General features: G+C 60.0%; 14 protein-coding genes. All 14 read left to right on the top strand.

The genetic code is table 11. The features are described from left to right. Positions 1-9 precede the first annotated feature (9 nt). A complete protein-coding gene (locus N018_RS14115) occupies positions 10-1,638 on the top strand; it encodes a xylulokinase (protein ID WP_025390003.1) in 1,629 nt (542 codons plus the stop codon). Continuing rightward, positions 1,635-2,312 (top strand): class II aldolase/adducin family protein, encoded by a 678-nt coding sequence (locus N018_RS14110; RefSeq protein ID WP_025390002.1) that lies wholly within the window; start codon positions 1,635-1,637, stop codon positions 2,310-2,312. Before N018_RS14115 ends, N018_RS14110 begins: the two co-directional genes overlap by 4 nt. Next, complete coding sequence (locus N018_RS14105; protein ID WP_025390001.1) at positions 2,309-3,790, top strand: aspartate aminotransferase family protein; 1,482 nt, start codon at positions 2,309-2,311, stop codon at positions 3,788-3,790. Before N018_RS14110 ends, N018_RS14105 begins: the two co-directional genes overlap by 4 nt. A gap of 10 nt (positions 3,791-3,800) precedes the next feature. After that, positions 3,801-4,421, top strand: coding sequence for a hypothetical protein (locus N018_RS14100; protein WP_024643812.1), 621 nt, complete (start codon positions 3,801-3,803; stop codon positions 4,419-4,421). Positions 4,422-4,443: 22 nt separating this feature from the next. After that, entirely contained in the window at positions 4,444-5,619 is a 1,176-nt protein-coding gene (locus N018_RS14095; RefSeq protein ID WP_024643811.1) for an MFS transporter, read from the top strand. A 240-nt stretch (positions 5,620-5,859) separates the two neighbouring features. Further along, on the top strand, positions 5,860-6,369 hold the full coding sequence (locus N018_RS14090) for a sigma-70 family RNA polymerase sigma factor (protein WP_025390000.1): 510 nt from the start codon (positions 5,860-5,862) through the stop codon (positions 6,367-6,369). Beyond that, positions 6,366-7,331, top strand: a complete 966-nt coding sequence (locus tag N018_RS14085; RefSeq protein ID WP_025389999.1) for a FecR domain-containing protein — start codon at positions 6,366-6,368, stop codon at positions 7,329-7,331. Before N018_RS14090 ends, N018_RS14085 begins: the two co-directional genes overlap by 4 nt. Before the next feature lie 68 nt (positions 7,332-7,399). After that, on the top strand, positions 7,400-9,802 hold the full coding sequence (locus N018_RS14080; protein ID WP_024643808.1) for a TonB-dependent receptor: 2,403 nt from the start codon (positions 7,400-7,402) through the stop codon (positions 9,800-9,802). Between the two features lie 340 nt (positions 9,803-10,142). Then, positions 10,143-11,519: a diaminobutyrate--2-oxoglutarate transaminase gene (locus N018_RS14075; protein ID WP_024643807.1), complete on the top strand. Its 1,377-nt coding sequence runs from the start codon at positions 10,143-10,145 to the stop codon at positions 11,517-11,519. Between the two features lie 202 nt (positions 11,520-11,721). Continuing rightward, positions 11,722-13,506, top strand: a complete 1,785-nt coding sequence (locus tag N018_RS14070; protein ID WP_025389998.1) for an IucA/IucC family protein — start codon at positions 11,722-11,724, stop codon at positions 13,504-13,506. Continuing rightward, positions 13,499-14,707, top strand: coding sequence for a type III PLP-dependent enzyme (locus N018_RS14065; protein ID WP_025389997.1), 1,209 nt, complete (start codon positions 13,499-13,501; stop codon positions 14,705-14,707). Before N018_RS14070 ends, N018_RS14065 begins: the two co-directional genes overlap by 8 nt. After that, positions 14,704-16,101, top strand: a complete 1,398-nt coding sequence (locus N018_RS14060) for a DHA2 family efflux MFS transporter permease subunit (protein ID WP_038401305.1) — start codon at positions 14,704-14,706, stop codon at positions 16,099-16,101. The genes N018_RS14065 and N018_RS14060 overlap by 4 nt, the downstream gene beginning before the upstream one ends. A 30-nt stretch (positions 16,102-16,131) precedes the next feature. Further along, positions 16,132-17,985, top strand: a complete 1,854-nt coding sequence (locus tag N018_RS14055; protein WP_025389996.1) for an IucA/IucC family protein — start codon at positions 16,132-16,134, stop codon at positions 17,983-17,985. Then, positions 17,985-18,758, top strand: a complete 774-nt coding sequence (locus tag N018_RS14050; RefSeq protein ID WP_024643803.1) for an HpcH/HpaI aldolase family protein — start codon at positions 17,985-17,987, stop codon at positions 18,756-18,758. The genes N018_RS14055 and N018_RS14050 overlap by 1 nt, the downstream gene beginning before the upstream one ends. The last annotated feature ends 3 nt before the right edge of the window (positions 18,759-18,761 follow it).

Below are 18,761 nucleotides of genomic sequence, written 5' to 3'. Positions count from 1 at the left end.
TAGACCTTTATGACTTCGCTTTTCATCTCCCGGACGCCTGAGGCGGTCACCGGTCTGGAGCAACTCGTCCTCGCCATCGACCTCGGAACGTCTGGCTGCAAGTGTGCACTGGTCTCCATGGAGGGTGACATTCGGGCCTGGGCGTTCCATGGCGTACCGCTTTACGTCAGTGGCTTGAGTGCGGAGCAGGACCCCGAAGACTGGTGGAATGCATTTTTGCGCGGTGCCCACGAGCTGCTGGGGGCTGATTTGCTCAGGCGACGCCAAGTGGTGGCTGTGTGTTGTTCCACTCAGAGCGAAGGCACGGTATGCGTCGACCGTAATGGCTCGGCGCTGGGGCGCGCGCTGTTGTGGCTGGACAAGCGCGGTGCTGACTCCATCAAAAAGCGCATGGGCGGCGGGTGGTGCAACCTGGGCGGCTACGGACCACTCAAGCTCTGGCGCTCGCTGCGCCTGACCGGTGGCGTGGCCTCACTGTCAGGCATGGACTCGGCGGGGCACATGGCCTACATCCTCGATCACGATCCGGCAAGGTATGAGAGGACCCACAAATTCCTCAACGTACTGGACTACATGAACCTGCGCCTGTCAGGTCGTTATTGTGCCACCGGCGACTCGATGCTGACCGCCTGGATCACCGATAACCGCGACCCGCACCGCATCCGTTACGACGACAGCCTGATCAGGGCGCTGGGCATCGATGCAGGCAAACTGCCCGAACTGGTGGGGTCTACCGAAGTCATCGGGACGTTGCAGCCGGAACTGGCCGATGCACTGGGGCTGCCGCACTCGACGCCAGTGGTGGCAGGTGCCGTGGACACCTCGGCAGTGGCGGTAGGCGCAACAGTGAGCGATTTTGCGCCGCACCTTTATCTGGGTACTTCATCCTGGGTCGGTGCGCATGTGCCGTTCAAGAAATCCAGTGTTCGTCACCACATTGCGGCAGTGCCCAGCGCGGTCAAGGGCCGCTACCTGGCGATGGCCATGCAATCGGCAGCGGGCGCGAATCTGTCGTTTTTGCGCGACAAGGTGTTGTACCACCCGGACGAACTGCTCAGCGATGAACAGCAACCGGATGTCTACGCGTTGCTCGACCGGATTGCCGCCCGCGTGCCGCCTGGCTCGCGAGGTCTGATCTACACGCCATGGCTGTGCGGCGAGCGTTCGCCGATTGGCGATCCCAGCCTTCGCGCGGGCCTGTTCAACCTGAAACTCGAACATTCCCGGGAAGACATCATCCGCGCCTTCATGGAAGGCGTTGCACACAACACGCGCTGGATGCTCGAACCGTTCTCGCAGTTCATCGGCCAGTCCAGCGGCGTAATCGTGGCCACCGGCGGCGGTGCGCAATCGGATGTGTGGTGCCAGATCATGGCGGATGTCTGCGGGCGGGTGATCCAGCAACCGCATAACCCGATCCAGACCAATGCCCGTGGCGCGGCCCTGATCGCCGCCGTCGCGCTGGAAAAACTGCAGTTCTCCGACCTTCCGGCGCTGCAACGACCGCATCGGCTGTACGAGCCGTCCACGATAACCCGTCGCCTGTATGACGACCGCTTCGCCACGTTCAAGGAAGTTCGCAAGCGCCTGGCACCGCTGTATCGCAGATTGAACCCATCACAGGAGACGACATCATGAGTTCTGTTCAACAGCAGATCGTCGCACTGTCGCGGCATCTGTCACGCCGTGGCTTCTTTGCCGCCACCGGCGGCAACCTGGCACTGCGTATCGACGCGCAGCACATCGCGGTCACCCCGTCCGCCACCGATTATTTCAGCATGCGTGCCGAAGATGTCTGCGTGTTACGGCTGGTGGACCTCAAACAGCTCTCGGGAGAGCGCTCGCCCTCGGTCGAGAGCGAGTTGCATGCGCGAGTCCTGCGCTGCCGCCCCGATGTGAATTGCAGTATCCATACCCATCAACCACTGGCCAGCGCATGCACATTGTTCGGTAAACCACTGGAAGTGCCATACCCACCGTTATGGGCATCGCTGGGTAAACGCGTTCCGCTGGTGGGTTACGCACCGTCCGGCTCCGGCTGGCTGGCCGGCAAACTGGAGAAGACCATCCGCCCGGACCACAACGCCTATCTGATGCGCAACCACGGCGTGCTGTGTTGCGGTCCGGACATAGAAACCACGCTGGCGCGACTGGAAGACCTGGAAAAGTTTTGTCGCGACCATCTGGTCAATCAGATCAAGGCCAATGCCTCCAGCAAACCGGAGTCCAGCGCCGCAGTAGCCCGCCTGATCAAGGCGCTTTCCAGCCCGCACGCACTCAGTCCTCAGACCTTCTCGGAGACCCACCCATGAACAAACCTCTTGATCTTGCCAGCCTGCCTCCGGTCCCGACTTCAGCCGTCTCGCAGTGGCCTGACGTCGAATTGCTCTACCGTCGTTTCGACGCGCTGGTGAAGCAGCCCATCCGCCCGATCAAGCGCGATGCGATGAGCAAGGTCATGGGCTATTTCGATGAGCGTTGTCAGGGTTCAAAGCGCCTGTCCGAAGCTGCGAAGAAGGTCATACCGGGAGGTGTGCAACACAACCTTGCATTCAATTACCCGTTTCCGCTGGCCTTTTCCCAGGCCAGGGGTGCGCATTTGACGGATGTCGACGGCAATCGTTACACCGACTTTCTACAGGCGGGCGGCCCGACCTTGCTGGGCTCGAACCATCCGGCGATCCGCGAGCAGGTCAATCGCATTCTTGACGAGTGCGGGCCGGTAACCGGGCTGCTGCATGAGTACGAGGTCAAGCTGGCTGAACTGGTGTGCGAGTTGATGCCGGGTATCGACATGGTGCGCTTGTTGGGTTCTGGCACCGAAGCGGTAATGGCTGCGGTGCGCCTGGCGCGTGCGTATACCCGCAAGAAGTGGGTGATCAAGATCGGCGGGGCTTATCACGGCTGGAGCGATCAGCTTGTCTACGGCATGCGTTTGCCGGGAACCGGTCGTATGGAAGCCTTGGGTATTCCGCGAGGCGCCACGGCGAACACACAGGAAAGCCCTCCCAATAATCTGGACGCCTTGCGTCGCCGGTTGCAGATCAATCGCCTGCGAGGCGGTACCGCAGCGGTGATGGTCGAACCCTTCGGTCCGGAAAGCGGTACCCGTCCGGTACATGCTGACTTCAACCGCCAGCTGCGCGCACTGTGCAACGAGTTCGACACGCTGCTGATCTTCGATGAAGTGGTCACCGGGTTTCGTGCGGGGCTGGGCGGCGCGCAGGCGTACTTCAATGTCATGCCCGATATCACTGTGCTGGGTAAATGCCTGACTGGTGGTTACCCCATGGCTGGCGCGATTGGCGGACGTCGAGACGTCATGCAACTGCTTGCCGGTGGCATTGGTACATCGTCACGGCGGGCGTTCGTCGGCGGGACACTGTCGGCCAACCCGCTGTCATGCGTTGCGGGGTATTACGCGCTGCTTGAAGCACGTCGTCTGGACGCACCGGCACTGGCGGGCAGGGCAGGCGACCGCATGCGCGCCGGGCTGGAGGAAATCATCAATCGACGCGGTTTGCCCTATGTGGCTTACAACATGGGCTCCATCGTGCATTTGCAGACCTCCGGTGTATTGCTGCTCGACACCAGCAACCCGCTGAAGCTGTTGCGCGCACGCAACGAAGCCAAGACCCGCAAACACATGATGGAAGAGATGGGCGCTGCGTATACCGCTCATGGCCTGATCACCCTGGCGGGGAGCCGGATATACACCAGCCTGGCGGACACCGATGAGGTCATCGATGACGCCCTCGAACGCTTCGACGCTGTATTTCAACTGGTGTGAGGAGGGCGTGATGCGCGATCTACTTCGACAGCAATGGTTTGACCTGCGTGAACGCCTGATAGGTCAGGTCGATTCACACAGCAGCATTTCCCTGCGTTTGCCGGGCGAGCAGGGCATGTGGCTGGGAAAACTGGATGACCTGGCACCGCAGGCGGTCGATTGGTCCGCTTCCTCCGTGGAGGGCAGTCAGCCTCATGCTTCTATTTACAGGGCACGTATGGACGTAGGCGCCATTCTGGTAGGCGGCGGAACGTTCGCAAAAAGTCTGGTGGATTTTGGCGGTGTCATGCCGATGCTCTTTGATGAACAAGCGCGTCATATCGGTCATATGGGCACGCCCGGCAAACAGGATCAGCCCTTGGTGAATACCTTGAAGCGTGGCGGAAATGGCGCGCTGATCGATGGCACGCCAGTCATCATGGGGACTACTGGCGCTCGCATGGCACTCAACGCGGAGCTGTTTGAAAAATGTGCCAAGGCCTACACCCTGGCCAGGGCCTGCGGTAAACCACTCACGTTACTGCCATGGTGGGTGGTGCTGGTGGCAAACGGGAGGCTGATGAAAGACGAAAAGCGGGCGGCACTGTGTTTTGCCGATGGCCGGATTCCGCCGGAAACCCGCGGTTATTGAGACTTCCGAAGAGGCGCATGGCATGCAAACGTCTTCCGTTGTAACTCGCAGGCATCTGTGCGCCGCACTGGCCCTGGGCTCGGTCGCGGTGCTGATGGTGGGCCTGCAACCGCTGCTGTTGGGTGAGTTGCTCGCGCAAGGTCACGTCTCACTGGAAGGCGTCGGGCTCGTCGCGATGGGGGAAATCGTCGCACTTGGACTGGGCGTGGTGCTTGGCGACCTGCTGCGATCAAGGCTGAACCTGCGTTTGCTCACCGTCATCGCTATTTTTTCGGCGGCCGGGATGGACCTGCTGACGGCCAATGTCACTGGCGATGGTCCTTTGACTGCCGCCAGGGCGCTGGCGGGGCTCGCGGAGGGGCTGTTGCTATGGGGTGCAGTGAGCCTGATCGTTCAGGGGCCTGCGCCGGACCGGGTGGCGGGCGTGTTCATGGTGGTCCAGACACTGGCGCAGGCTCTGATAGCGGCAGCGCTGGCGTTCTGGGTATTGCCCGGCCAGAGCGTTTATGCCGGCTTCGTGTTTCTGGGCGGACTGACGGCGGTTTCAGTGCTGTTAGTGGCCTGGCTGCCGAAACGGCTGGCGCGCGAACCAGACAAACAAACCGATGCGTCGGATTTCCGCTGGAGTTTCAAGCAAGTGTTGCTGTTGATGCTGGTATTCCTGCAACTGTCGGCTATCGGCGCGCTTTGGGCGTATCTGGAGCCATTGGGAACCCATGCCGGTCTTGCCCCTCAAGCGGCGCAGCTGTTGGTTTCGGCAATGCTGTTCATGCAGGTGGTGAGCGGATGCCTGGGGGTTTTGCTGGTACGCAGAGTTCCTGACTATTCGATGCTGGCAGTTGTCGCACTCCTGCTCGCCAGCATTGCGCTAGGTATGTATGTGGCGGCTGATCAGGGTGTAACGGTATTCCTCGGGCTGTGCAGCTTGTTCGCGCTGGTCTATCTGATGCTGACGCCTTTTCAGGTGCGCATTGCATTGCAGATCGACCCATCCGGAAGAATCGCCGGGCTTATCCCCGGCATGCAATTGCTGGGCTGTGCGTTTGGACCGCTGCTGGCGTCGCAATGGATTGCAGGCGACAACGCCCAGCCGGTTCTGCTGGTGAGTGCTTGGTTTTCAGTGATAGCGCTGCTGTTGGTGGGCGTGTTGCGCAGGTGTCCCGTGCGTGCACAAGTCGGCTTTGCGCGCAGGGTTTGATTGCAGCGGCTGGATGCTCGCCAGGGCAACGTATGTCATGAGCATGGCGTGCGGATAAATGTCTTCGAGCGGTGGCACTAACAGATTGCCTGCACGCGGCGTAGAACCCTGCCTTGCGAGCCAATGACGGCCGGTTTTCGCAATGAAAACGGGCTTTTTGAAAAAAAGAGCATGGACTCGGGATATAACACTAATTAGAATCAGTCTCATTTGGCGCATCCATCGCTCAAGGCTCTTGTCATGATTGACACAGCGACCCTACCTCCGCAGACCCTGCATTCCCTGTACCGCGATCATCACGGCTGGCTTGAAAACTGGCTGCGCAAGCGTATGGGCAATGCCTGGGATGCCGCTGACCTGAGTCAGGATACCTTTTTACGCGTGCTGTCGAGCTCGCAACAGATCGCCGACATGCAGGAGCCACGGGCGTATCTGCTGACCGTGGGTAAGCGCCTGCTCAGCAATTTCTACACGCGCCGCAGTCTTGAACAGGCTTATCTTGAGGCGCTGGCCCAGTTGCCTGAGGACAGCGTGCCGTCTCCCGAACAACGCTGGTTGCTGCTGGAAACCCTTCAGGCGCTCGATGAGTTGCTGGACGGTCTGCCTGCACCGGTACGCCGGTCGTTTCTCTGGAGCCAGCTCGAAGGCCTGGGATATCGCGACATTGCGCAGCGCTTGCAGGTTTCCGAACGCACCGTCAAACGCTATATGGCACAAGCCTATGAGCACTGCCTGTTGGTGGATTGGTGATTCGTTCGGCACCCTCGAACGAAGAGCGCGAGGTGGTCCGCAGAGCTGCACAATGGCTGGCGCTGCTGGAGTCCGGTGGTGCCAGCGATGAAGATCACGCCATGCTTCAGCACTGGCGCGACAGTGCGGCTGGCAACGAGCGCGCCTGGCAGAAGGCCCAGCAACTGCGCCAGCGTTTTTCGGCCTTGCCCGCCAATCTGGCAATGGCGACGCTGGACCGTCCTGACCAGGCTCGCCGCGCCGCGTTGAAACGGGCATTCGGCTTTGCCGCGCTGGCTCCGGCGGTCTGGCTATTGGGGCGTCAGTTGCCGCTGGAGGTCTGGCGTGCCGACCTGCACACCGCCGTCGGCGAACACCGGCGCCTGACACTGGCCGATGGCAGCGCCCTGCAATTGAACACCGACAGTGCTGTCAACGTCGATCTGGGTTCCCGACAGATAACGCTGGTGCGCGGAGAGATCGCGCTCAAAGTGCCGGGCAGCGCGCCGTTGACCATCGACGGCCCTTACGGGCGCATTGTGGTCAGTCAGAGTGAAGTTTGTGTGCGGCTTAACGAGAGCGACTGCCGGGTCTCGGTGGTCAGCGGTTCGGTACAGGTCCATCCGTTGCGAGGCTCTGCGCTGGTCGTGCAGGCGCACCAGCAGATCAGTCTGCAACGAAGCGGCGCAGGACCGGTTACGGCCTTCGACGCGCAATTGCCCGGCTGGCGTGACGGCGTGCTGACTGCGCAGAACCAGCCGCTGGGCACTTTTCTGCGCGAACTCAGCCGATACCGCCCCGGTCTGCTGCGCTGGGAACACGAGCTTGAAGCCTTGCGGATAACCGGCAGTTTTCAGCTCGATAACACTGATCGGGTCCTGTCGCTGCTGGCCGCCAGTCTGCCGGTAGAGATCCACATGCGTACCCGCTATTGGGTCACTCTGGCCCCTCGCAAAAACACACCACAAAAAAATAACGCGTGAAGCCTGTCCCTTTTTTTCGTCTCACTGGTCATTACAGGTAGTGAACAAAATTACGAGAGCTTCCCTTTATGTCTGCAGTTTCTCCCCATCGTTTACGTCCGCTTTTGCATTTCAGTCTGTTGCTGACCCTGAGCTCCAGTCCGCTGTTCATCTCGACCAGTTGGGCCGACACCGCGACCAGACGCGCCTATGAAGTACCGGCTGGCACCCTGAGTGCAGCGTTGACCCGGTTTGCCGGGCAGGCCGGCGTCAACCTGTCGGTAGACCCTGCGCTGGTGAATGGACGCAACAGCGCCGGGCTGTCGGGCGACTTTGCAGTCGAAGAAGGCTTTGCGCGACTGTTGCAGGGCTCCGGTCTGCAACTGGTATCCGTTGGCGATCAGGCGTACACGCTGATTCCTGCTGTTCAAAGCACGAGCATGCAGCTGGCGCCGACGTCGATTGTCGGCGACGGCGGCTCCACCGACGGTCAGGAATATGCAGGCGGTCAGGTTGCGCGCAAAGGCTCGCAAGGCATGCTCGGCGCGCGGGATTTCATGGAAACGCCGTTCAGCATGACCACCTACACCAAGGATGCGGTGAAAAACCAGCAGGCCCGCACGTTGGGCGACTTGATTGCCAGTGATCCGTCGGTGCGCTCCACCAACCCGGCGGGCGGGCGTTATGAACAGTTCACCATTCGTGGTTTCAGCCTGTTCAACAGTGACGTTTCCTACAACGGTCTTTACGGCATTCTGCCTACCTACACCATCGATATGGAAATGGCCGAGCGGGTCGACATCCTCAAGGGGCCGAGCCAGATGATCAACGGCATCTCGCCGCGCGGCAGTGTCGGCGGCGGGATCAACGTGGTGCCGAAACGGGCGACCGACAAGCCCATCACCGAATTCACCACCAGCTATGCCTCCAAGGGGCAGGTCGGTGCCGCAGTCGATGTGGCTCGCCGGTTTGGTGAAGACGACAAATTCGGTATTCGTTTCAACGGCGTGAAGCAGTCTGGCGATACCGAGTGGGACCATCAGAGCGTTGATCGCGATATGGCCGTGCTTGGCCTGGATTTTCGCGGCGAGCGTTTGCGCCTGTCGACCGATATAGGTCACACCGAACGTGACACCGACGCACCGCAGGAGCGCGTGCAGGTCGGCGCCAATGCCAAAGTACCCAATGCCAACGATGTGCGCGACAACTATGCGCAGGCCTGGAGCAAGGCGCGCACCCGGGACACCTTCGGTGCGGTGAATGCCGAGTACGACGTCAATGACTCGGTCATGCTCTATGGCGGTGTCGGTGCGCGGAAAAGCAACCATGATTTCCTGCGCCATGCGGTGTCGGTGACCAACGATGCGGGCGATTTCAGCGTACAGCCACGCGACTTCACCCGTGACGAAAATGTCCGGACTGCCAACGTCGGGGTGCGCAACTGGTTTCATACCGGGCCGGTCAGTCACGAGGTCAATCTCGCTGCCAGCTACTTCTATATGGACTTCGAGAATGGCGGCGCACGCTATGCCTCCTCGCCGAGCAACCTGTACGACCCGATCGAGACGCCGACCCCCTCGAATCCGACTCGATCTGACTCCAAGGTCTATACCGAAAACCGTTTCAGCGGTGTGGCCTTGACCGATACCATGGGCTTCTTCGATGACCGCCTGCTGCTGACGCTTGGTGCCCGCTGGCAGCGGGTCAAGGTTGATGACTGGACTGACAACGTCAAGGGAGACACGGCTTACGACGAGGAGAAAGTCTCGCCTTCAGGTGGCATTCTGTACAAGGTTACCGACGACTTCTCGGTGTACGCCAACTACATGGAAGGTCTGAGCCAAGGCAAGATCGCGCCGTCGACCTCTGTGAACGAAGACGAGATATTCCCGCCGTTTGTCAGTCGTCAGGTTGAAGTCGGTGCCAAGTATGATCTCGGATCGTATGCGTTTACCGCCAGTGTGTTCCGTATCAAGCAACCGGCTTACGAGACCAATACCACGTCGCGGGTCTTCGGCCCGAATGGCAAACGTCAGAATGACGGTGCCGAGCTGACCATGTTCGGCGAACCCCTCAAAGGCTTCCGCCTGCTGGGCGGGGTGATGTACATCGACAGCAAGCTGACCAATACCGTCAACGGTCAGTTCGATGGCAACCGTGCACCTGCCACGCCCGAATACAACGTCAACCTGGGTGCCGAATGGGACGTGCCGCAGGTCAAGGGCCTGACCCTGACCGGGCGGGGCATCTACACCAGTTCGCAGTATCTGGATCAGGCCAACAGCAAAAGTATCGACTCTTCCGAGCGTTTCGATGTGGGTGCACGTTACGCCTTCAAGGTCGACCAGAAGGACATCACACTGCGAGCTAATATCGAAAACGTCATGGACAAGCGTTACTGGGCCTCCGCCGGAGCCTCGGATGACAGCGAGCCCGGCTTGACGCTGGCGACCCCGAGGACCTACCTGCTGTCAGCAACCATCGGTTTCTGAATACAGTTGATTGCCCGGCCCAGGGAAGGGCCGCAGGGTGGACATATCACACTTGGCCAGTCCTTTATGAGGGATAACCTGTATACATAAATAGCTGAATACGTAGAGCGTAACTGAATAAAGACTTAACAGAACTGCTGTTGGCAGTGGCTGTTTATCCCTTGAAGCGCTCATTTAATTAATGGCACTTTGAATAACTCCGATGAAAACTTCGGGGCTTTCGCGCACCCGAAACGTTATAAGTTATTTATTTTAGTTTCATGTTTTTTTTCGACACAACAGGTTGCACTTTTGACTGAATGATAATAGTTTGCATCCCGAACTTAGCGAGGGTTAACTGATGTTGAATGATGGCTTATTGCACTCTACTACGTCGCCGAAAACCAATGCCAACTACCTGGACCGACAGAGCAAGTTTGAATCCAATGTACGAAGTTATCCGCGCAAGTTGCCGTTGGCGATTGCCAAGGCACATGGCGTTTGGGTAACGGACGTTGAAGGCACCACGTACCTTGATTGCCTGGCCGGTGCCGGAACACTGGCATTGGGTCATAACCATGAAGCGATCATGGCCAGTCTCGACAGCTTTCTGACGTCAGGCATGCCGATGCATACCCTTGACCTGACCACGGCAGTCAAGGATGCATTCAGCGAAGCGCTGCTGCGTCTGTTACCGGGTCAGGGTCGTGATTACTGCCTGCAATTCTGTGGGCCGTCGGGTGCCGATGCCGTCGAGGCCGCGATCAAACTGGCGAAAACCGCAACCGGTCGGCACAACGTCATCAGCTTTTCCGGCGCGTATCACGGCATGACTCACGGCGCGTTGGCGCTGACCGGTAACACCGCGCCGAAAAATGCCGTCGCCAACCTGATGCCCGGCGTGCAGTTCCTGCCGTACCCGCACGAATACCGTTGCCCGTTGGGCATTGGCGGCGAGGCCGGAATCGATGCGCTGAGCTACTACTTCACCCAGTTCATCGAAGATGTCGAAAGTGGCGTGTCGCTGCCGGCAGCCGTGATTCTGGAAGCCGTGCAGGGCGAGGGCGGAGTCAATCCGGCTCCGTCCGCCTGGCTGCGGCAGATCCGTGAAGTCACCCGCAAGCACGGCATCCTGTTGATTCTCGATGAAGTGCAGGCCGGTTTTGGCCGCACCGGCAAGATGTTCGCCTTTGAGCATGCCGGGATCGAACCCGACGTGATTGTCATGTCCAAGGCGGTGGGTGGCGGCCTGCCGTTGGCAGTGCTGGGCTTCAAACGCGAGTTCGACGCGTGGGCACCCGGCAATCATGCGGGTACTTTCCGCGGTAACCAGATGGCGATGGCCACCGGGCTTGCCACCCTTGAAGTGCTGCAACGCCAGAACCTTGCCGGCCAGGCCGCGAAGCGCGGGCAGTGGCTGAAAGACCAACTGAAAGACTTGCAACAGCGCTATCCCGCCATGGGCCACGTGCGTGGACGCGGCCTGATGCTGGGCATCGAAATTGTCGATGAGCGCAAGGCAGCAGACCGTCTCGGCTGCTTTCCGACAGACCCGGAACTGGCAGTGGTCATTCAACAGCACTGCTTCAAACAGGGCCTGTTGCTTGAGCGCGGCGGCCGTAACGGTAATGTGATCAGGCTATTGCCGCCGCTGATTATTACCGAGGAACAATGCCAACTGGTTATTCACCGATTTGAAGAAGCGCTCAAGGCAGCATTGTTTCAATTGCGTCAATAAGTGCGACACCGGGTTGAGCCAATACCCGGCACTCGATAAGCACGTTTAATAAACAGACAGCGTTACTCACCTGAAAGGTTTATCGGCACCTGGCCGTTTTACCCCTCAGGCAGTCAGTTCAGCTGTCAGGCAGCAGGCACTGAAATCAGTAACTGTTGCAGCGCCCTTAAAACAGTAAGCGTACAGCGACTGTGGAGCAGACATGACCAATACTGATCGCACCGTTTTATCAAATATGGTGAGCGAGTTGGCGACGACACGTGCCTTACTCAATTGCCTTATCAAAGAATTCGCACTGCCTGAAAACTGCCTTCACTACACGTGGCCGCAAGACATGCAGGGTATTGCACCGGGCAGCTTTGTCGACGGCGGGCACTGGAAAGGTATTCCATTGACGATCAGCCTGCCCAATCAACAGCAGTTCTTCGTGCTGGTGGATCGTCAGGATCGTCTAGGCAGTCACCGATACCTCTCCGACGTTTATGCGCGCAGTGGTCAAGGCACCTGGCGCTGCCTGGCGTTTGCCGAATTCGCCCGGCAATTGCTGAGCGCCTGTGAACACATGACCCGTGCCAGCAACGACGAATTGCTGGACCAAGTGCTGCAAAGCCAGCACCTGACCGCTGCCATCGTGGCGCACAACATGACTGGCCAGCATCCCGCGCCACTGAGTGGTTATCTGGCCAGCGAGCAGGGCTTGTGGTTCGGCCATCCCAACCACCCGGCGCCCAAGGCGCGCCTGTGGCCTGCGCATCTGGCTCAGGAAACCTACGCGCCCGAGTTTCAGGCACAGACTGCGCTGCACCTCTTTGAAGTCCCTCTGGAGGGGTTGCGCATTACCGCCAATGGCTTGAGCGAAGCGGAAGTCATGTCAGGCTTCGCCGATCAGTCCATAGCCCGGCCCGGTCATGCGTTGATCTGCATGCACCCGGTACAGGCGCAGCTGTTCATGCAGGACCGCCGTGTGCAGCGTCTGCTCGAAATGGGGGATATCTCGGATCTGGGGGCCAGCGGCCTGCTGGCCAGCCCGACCGCCTCGATGCGCACCTGGTACATCGAAGGCCACGACTACTTCATCAAGGGCTCGCTGAATGTGCGCATTACCAACTGTGTCAGGAAGAACGCCTGGTACGAGCTGGAAAGCACGCTGATCATCGACGACTTGTTCCAGCGCTTGCAGCAGACCCGGCCGGAAACCCTGGGTGGACTGTCGACGGTTGCCGAGCCCGGTTCGATGAGTTGGGCTCCCAAAGGTGTGAGCGAAGCGGACGGACACTGGTTTCGTGAACAGACCGGGGCGATTCTGCGGGAAAACTTCTGTCGCCGTTCCGGTGCCGAGTGCAGCGTGATGGCTGGCACCCTGTTCGCACGTGACTTGCGTTCCAGGCCGCTGGTGCATGATTTCCTTCAGCGTTTCAAAGGCAGCGAGCTGGGAGACGACGACCTGATCAACTGGTTCGACGCGTATCAGGCTCTGCTGCTGCGCCCGGTCATGGCGTTGTTCTTCAACCATGGCATCGTGATGGAGCCGCACCTGCAGAACGCTGTGCTGATTCACGATAACGGCCAGCCGCAGCAACTGTTGTTGCGCGACTTCGAAGGCGTCAAGCTGACTGATGAACTGGGCATCGATGCCATTCAGGTCGGGTTGCATCCACGGGTTCGTCAGTCGCTGCTTTACAGCCGCGAACAGGGCTGGAGCCGCATTACCTACTGCCTGATGATCAATAACCTGTCCGAGGCCGTATTGGCCCTGAGCTGGGAGCGCCCGCATCTGGCACCGTTGATGTGGCAGAAAGTCGAACAGCAACTGCGGCATATTCGCGATGAGCTGGTGCGTCCGGCCCCGGAGCTGGATGCGCTGATCGCAGGCCATTCGATTGCCTGCAAGACCAACCTCAAGGTGCGTCTGGCAGCCAAGGCCGATCGTGAGGCGAATTACGTGCGCCTTGCGTCACCGTGGGGTACGGAGGCGCGTTATGCATAACATTCCAGACACGGTACTGGCCGCCATCCAGGAGGCCCGCGCGCTCGAAAGCGACCCGCTGGCCGCGTTCATCTACGATCTGGATGCGCTGCGCGAACATGTCAGCAAGGTCATGGCGGCGCTGCCCGCTGGCGTCGAGCTGTACTACGCAATCAAGGCCAACAGCGAAGCACTCATGCTGGAAACCCTGGCGCCACTGGTCAGCGGCTTCGAAATCTCGTCCGGCGGCGAGATCGAGCGGGTAATGGCTTGTCCGACCCGCAAACCCTATGTGTTTTCCGGCCCTGGCAAACTCGATTCCGACCTGCGCTCGGCGCTGCTGAACAAGGTCGAAGCCATTCACCTGGAAAGCCTCAACGAAATCGAGCGCCTGCAACAATTGGCCGAACAGGCCGGGCGCGTGCAGCCGGTGTTCATCCGCATCAACCCGCAGCTGCCTGCACAGCAATCAAGCAAACTGGCGATGGCCGGGACAGCAACGCCATTCGGCATCGACGAAGCGGATCTGGCCAATGCCGTGCGCCGCGTGGACGATGCCTCGCACCTGACGCTCAAGGGCTTTCATGTGCACGCCATGTCGCATCAGATGTCGGTCGAGCGTCATGAGCAATTGCTGGACTTCTATCTACAGCGCTGGCAAACGTGGAAAGCACTGGCGCGCTATCCCGAGCAACTGACCCATTTCAACGTTGGCGGCGGTATCGGCGTTGATTACCTGAACAGCCAGCAGTTCGACTGGCAGCGCCTGTGCCTCTATCTGGAACAACGCCTGGGCGAACAGAAGGACGCACCGATCCTGCGTTTCGAGCCGGGACGTTTCATCAGCGCCTATTGCGGGTATTACGTTATTGAGGTACTGGACAGCAAAACCAGCCACGGCGAGCACTTTCTGGTCTGTCGGGGCGGTACTCATCAATTCCGTCTGCCGGTAGCACAGGGACACGATCATCCGGTGATCCACGTGCCGAATGTGCCGCTAAAGCCTGCGTCGCAGGAACAGGCGTACACCGTGGTCGGCCAGCTTTGTACGCCCAAGGATGTACTGAGTCGCCGCCAGCCCTTCAAAAACGTGAATATTGGCGATCTGCTGGTGCTGCCGTTGGCCGGGGCGTATGGCTACAACATCTCGCACGCTGACTTCCTCTGCCATCCAAGGCCGCCGCAGCATTTCGTGCGCAACGGCGAACGGGTCAGGACATGAGCTGGAAAGTCCCACGCAGTTGGGTGGTGATCAATGTGCTGCTCGGGACGCTCACCGTCAGCCTGAGCAACAGTTCGCTGAACCCGGCGCTGCCGACCTTCATGGAAGCCTTCCGGATCGGTCCGCTGCTGGCCACCTGGATCGTCGCGGGGTTCATGACCAGCATGGGCATGACCATGCCACTGACCAGCTTTCTCAGTCAGCGGTTTGGCCGCAAACGTCTGTACCTGTGGGGCGTTGCGCTATTCGTCGGCGGTTCGCTGCTGGGTGCGCTGGCCAGCTCGATTGCCATGGTGATCAGCGCACGAGTGGTGCAGGGCGTCGCCAGCGGCCTGATGATTCCCCTGTCATTGGCGATCATATTTTCCGTGTATGAAAAGCATGAACGGGGCAGGGTGACCGGGCTGTGGAGCGCAGCGGTAATGCTCGCTCCGGCGCTGGGTCCGCTGTGCGGCAGCCTGTTGCTGGAGTGGTTCAGCTGGCGCTCGCTGTTCCTGATGAATGTGCCTATCGGGCTGCTGGCATTGCTGCTGGGCATTGGCGTGCTGCCGGATTCGGAACCTGCCGAGCGCAAGCCGTTCGACCTGATCGGCTATTTGCTGATCGCCTCGGGCATCGGTCTGTTGATGATCGCCATCAGCCGCATGCATCACGCCGCAGCGCTGCTCGATCCGCTCAATCAAGGCATGGTGCTGGTTGCCGTGGCCTGCCTGATCGCGTTTGTTCGCGTGGAGCTACGGCGTGAAGCACCGCTACTCAATTTGCGTCTGTTCAACCTGCGCGGTTACCGGCTGAGCGTGATCATCGCCGTGGTGCAGTCGGTCGGCATGTTCGAATGCCTGGTATTGCTGCCGCTGCTGGTGCAGACCGTGCTGGGCTACAACCCGATCTGGACCGGCCTGGCACTGCTGTGTACCGCAGCCTTCGCCAGCCTGTTCGGGCAATGGGGCGGCAAGGCGCTGGACCGTCACGGCCCCCGCACGGTGGTCGCCATCGGGTTGTTGCTCACCGGTGTTTCCACGCTGGCGCTGGGCATGCTCAATGCCAACGCAGGGATTGGCGTGGTGTTCGTGCTGATGATGCTGCGTGGCGCGGGTCTCGGGCTTTCCTACATGCCGGTGACCACCGCCGGGCTCAATGCCTTGCCCGAGCCGATGGTCACTCAAGGCGCAGCGATGAACAACATTTCGCGCCGCCTGGTCGCTTCGCTGGCAATCGTCATCGCCTCGCTGTGGCTGGAATTCCGCCTGAACTCGGCCGGGCCGCTCGCCACGCCTTCGGCCATCAGCGAAGTGTTCATCGTCACCGGCCTGCTGATCCTGCTGGCACTGCCCTGTGCCTGGCGTTTCCCCCTTAACGACGAACGCGCCGAGGCTCAGCCTGGCGCGGTCTAACCCCGATAATTTTTCGTTCGAGGTATGAACATGGCTACCCCTTTACCGCTGCAACGTCACGCTTCATCAACAACAAACGCCACCGGTGCCTGGCTGGCGGATATCGACACGGCGCGCTACGGAAAAGTACAGCGCCGGGTGATCGGGCAACTGCTGCAAACCCTGTTGTACGAAGCTGCGCTGCCTTACCGCTGTGAGCCGCTGGGCGAGCATCAAAACCGTTTCACCGTGGCGCTCGGCGATGGCGTGGAGTACCACTGCAACGGGCTGCTCAGCACCAGTTTCGAGCTGATCCGCCTGGATCACGCCAGCCTTGAGCGCGTCGACAGTGCAGGTCAGCGCTCGACGCCTGACCTGCACCTGGCCCTCACCGAACTGCTGGCTGCGTTCAAGGACAGCCCGCATCTGGTGCGTTTCATTCAGGAAATCGAGCAGACCCAACTCAAGGACCTGCAAGCACGCAATCAGGGTTATCAGCCCGCCAGACCGGCACACGAGCTGGACGTGGATGCGCTGGAACAGCACTTCATGGACGCCCATAGCTACCACCCGTGCTACAAATCGCGGATCGGCTTTTCCCTGGCCGATAACCGCCACTACGGGCCCGAATTTGCCACGCCGTTCGCCTTGGTCTGGCTGGCAGTTGCCCGCTCCAGCGCTTCGGTCGGGCATGCGCGCAGCATGGATTTCCAGGCATTTATTCGAGAAGAGCTGGGCGCGCAACGTTGGCAGGAGTTTGCCAGCGAGCTGGCTGCACGAGGCAAGTCGATAGATGACTATCAGTTGATGCCGGTCCATCCGTGGCAGTGGGATAACGTCACGGTGTCGACCTTTTACCCTGAACTGGCCAGCGGCGAGCTGATTTATCTGGGCACTTCGGCCGATGTCTACAAAGCGCAGCAATCGATCCGCACGCTGGCCAATGCCAGCCAGCCGCAGCGACCTTACGTCAAGCTGGCGATGAGCATGACCAACACCTCAAGCACGCGGATTCTAGCGCGGCATACGGTGCTCAACGGCCCGATCATCACTGACTGGCTGCACCGGCTGATTGCCACCGACAGCACGGCCAAGGCGCTGGATTTCGTGATTCTTGGCGAGGTCGCCGGAGTCAGCTACGACTACCGCCACCTGCCGGAATCGCGCTCGGCACAGACCTACGGCACGCTGGGGGCGATCTGGCGGGAAAGCCTGCATCAATACCTCAAGGACGATGAACAGGCAGTGCCGTTCAATGGCCTGAGCCATGTGGAAAATCGCTATGGCGATGGTGAGCAGACGCCTTTCATAGACGCCTGGGTCAGCCAGTATGGCCTCAAGGAGTGGACCCGCCAGCTGTTGCAGGTCACCGTGCCGCCGATCATTCACATGCTCTACGCCGAAGGCATCGGCATGGAGTCCCATGGGCAGAACATCGTGCTGATCGTCAAACAGGGTTGGCCACAGCGTATCGCGCTCAAGGATTTCCACGACGGTGTGCGCTATTCGCCTGACCATCTGGGTCGTCCCGAGCTATGCCCGGAACTGGTTCCGCTGCCTGCCAGCCACGCGAAACTCAATCGCAACTCGTTCATCATCACCGATGACGTGAACGCAGTTCGCGATTTCTCCTGTGACTGTTTCTTCTTCATCTGCCTGGCGGAAATGGCGATTTTCCTGCGTCAGCAGTATCAGCTGGACGAGGCGCTGTTCTGGAAAATGACCGCAGATGTGATCCTCGGCTATCAGCAGGCTCACCCGCAGCACCGCGACCGCTTCGGCCTGTTCGACGTGTTCGCACCCACCTATGAAGTGGAAGAACTGACCAAACGCCGCCTGCTGGGTGACGGCGAGCGGCGCTTCCGCTCAGTACCCAATCCACTGCACGCCTACAGGCCGCAATGATGCTGAGGACCAATACGCTCAAAGATAAACTCGGCAGCGGCCAGACGGTGTACGGGCTGATCAGTTCGATTCCTGCCCCGGCGGCCATCGAGCTGATTGCCGAGGCCGGGTTCGACTTCGTGATCATCGACATGGAGCACGTGCTGATCAACCCTGAAACCGTGGAGAACATGATCCGCGTGGCAGAAAGCTATGGCCTGACGCCTTTGGTGCGGGTCGCCGATCTCAACCCGAAAACCCTGTTGCGCCTGCTCGACGGCGGCGCGCAGGGCATCGTGTTGCCCATGATCGAAAGCCCCGGGCAACTGGCCGACGCGATTGCCGCCTGCAAGTACCACCCGCTGGGCCGACGCAGCCTCAATGCCGGTCGGCCGGGCTCGTTCGGCAAACACAGCCTGGCGCAGTACGTGGAAGCGGCCAATCAGCAAATCATGGTCGTGGCGATGATCGAAAGCGCCGAAGGCGTGCGCCGTGCCGCCGAGATCGCCAGCGTTCCTGGGCTGGACATGATCCTTGAAGGTGCGGCAGATCTGTCGCAGTCCATGGGCATGCCTTGGCAGATCGACCAGCCCGAGGTGCAGCAGGCGCTGCTTGACACCTGGCAGGCGGCGCAGGCGGCAGGCATTCCTTATTGCAGCATTCCCCGTCAGCCCGGCGATGCAGCCCGCTGGCAGGCCCGCGGTGTCAACGCCTTCGTTCTTGGTGATGAGCGCGGTATCGCGTTTCGTGCGTTGCAGGCCCGTTTGACTCAAATTTCAGCAGAAGGAAAATAATCC

This window comes from Pseudomonas syringae CC1557, from assembly GCF_000452705.1.
GTDB classification, from domain to species: Bacteria; Pseudomonadota; Gammaproteobacteria; order Pseudomonadales; family Pseudomonadaceae; genus Aquipseudomonas; species Aquipseudomonas syringae_F.
The sequence above is the reverse complement of the archived record's forward strand: the minus strand, read 5'-3'. Positions and strand labels throughout refer to the sequence as shown.

Bases quoted from the DNA above. Each gene is read 5' to 3' on its own strand.
- N018_RS14115 (WP_025390003.1), top strand. From the start codon at position 10: ATGACTTCGCTTTTCATCTCCCGGACGCCTGAGGCGGTCACCGGTCTG.
- N018_RS14110 (WP_025390002.1), top strand. From the start codon at position 1,635: ATGAGTTCTGTTCAACAGCAGATCGTCGCACTGTCGCGGCATCTGTCA.
- N018_RS14105 (WP_025390001.1), top strand. From the start codon at position 2,309: ATGAACAAACCTCTTGATCTTGCCAGCCTGCCTCCGGTCCCGACTTCA.
- N018_RS14100 (WP_024643812.1), top strand. From the start codon at position 3,801: ATGCGCGATCTACTTCGACAGCAATGGTTTGACCTGCGTGAACGCCTG.
- N018_RS14095 (WP_024643811.1), top strand. From the start codon at position 4,444: ATGCAAACGTCTTCCGTTGTAACTCGCAGGCATCTGTGCGCCGCACTG.
- N018_RS14090 (WP_025390000.1), top strand. From the start codon at position 5,860: ATGATTGACACAGCGACCCTACCTCCGCAGACCCTGCATTCCCTGTAC.
- N018_RS14080 (WP_024643808.1), top strand. From the start codon at position 7,400: ATGTCTGCAGTTTCTCCCCATCGTTTACGTCCGCTTTTGCATTTCAGT.
- N018_RS14075 (WP_024643807.1), top strand. From the start codon at position 10,143: ATGTTGAATGATGGCTTATTGCACTCTACTACGTCGCCGAAAACCAAT.
- N018_RS14070 (WP_025389998.1), top strand. From the start codon at position 11,722: ATGACCAATACTGATCGCACCGTTTTATCAAATATGGTGAGCGAGTTG.
- N018_RS14065 (WP_025389997.1), top strand. From the start codon at position 13,499: ATGCATAACATTCCAGACACGGTACTGGCCGCCATCCAGGAGGCCCGC.
- N018_RS14060 (WP_038401305.1), top strand. From the start codon at position 14,704: ATGAGCTGGAAAGTCCCACGCAGTTGGGTGGTGATCAATGTGCTGCTC.
- N018_RS14055 (WP_025389996.1), top strand. From the start codon at position 16,132: ATGGCTACCCCTTTACCGCTGCAACGTCACGCTTCATCAACAACAAAC.
- N018_RS14050 (WP_024643803.1), top strand. From the start codon at position 17,985: ATGCTGAGGACCAATACGCTCAAAGATAAACTCGGCAGCGGCCAGACG.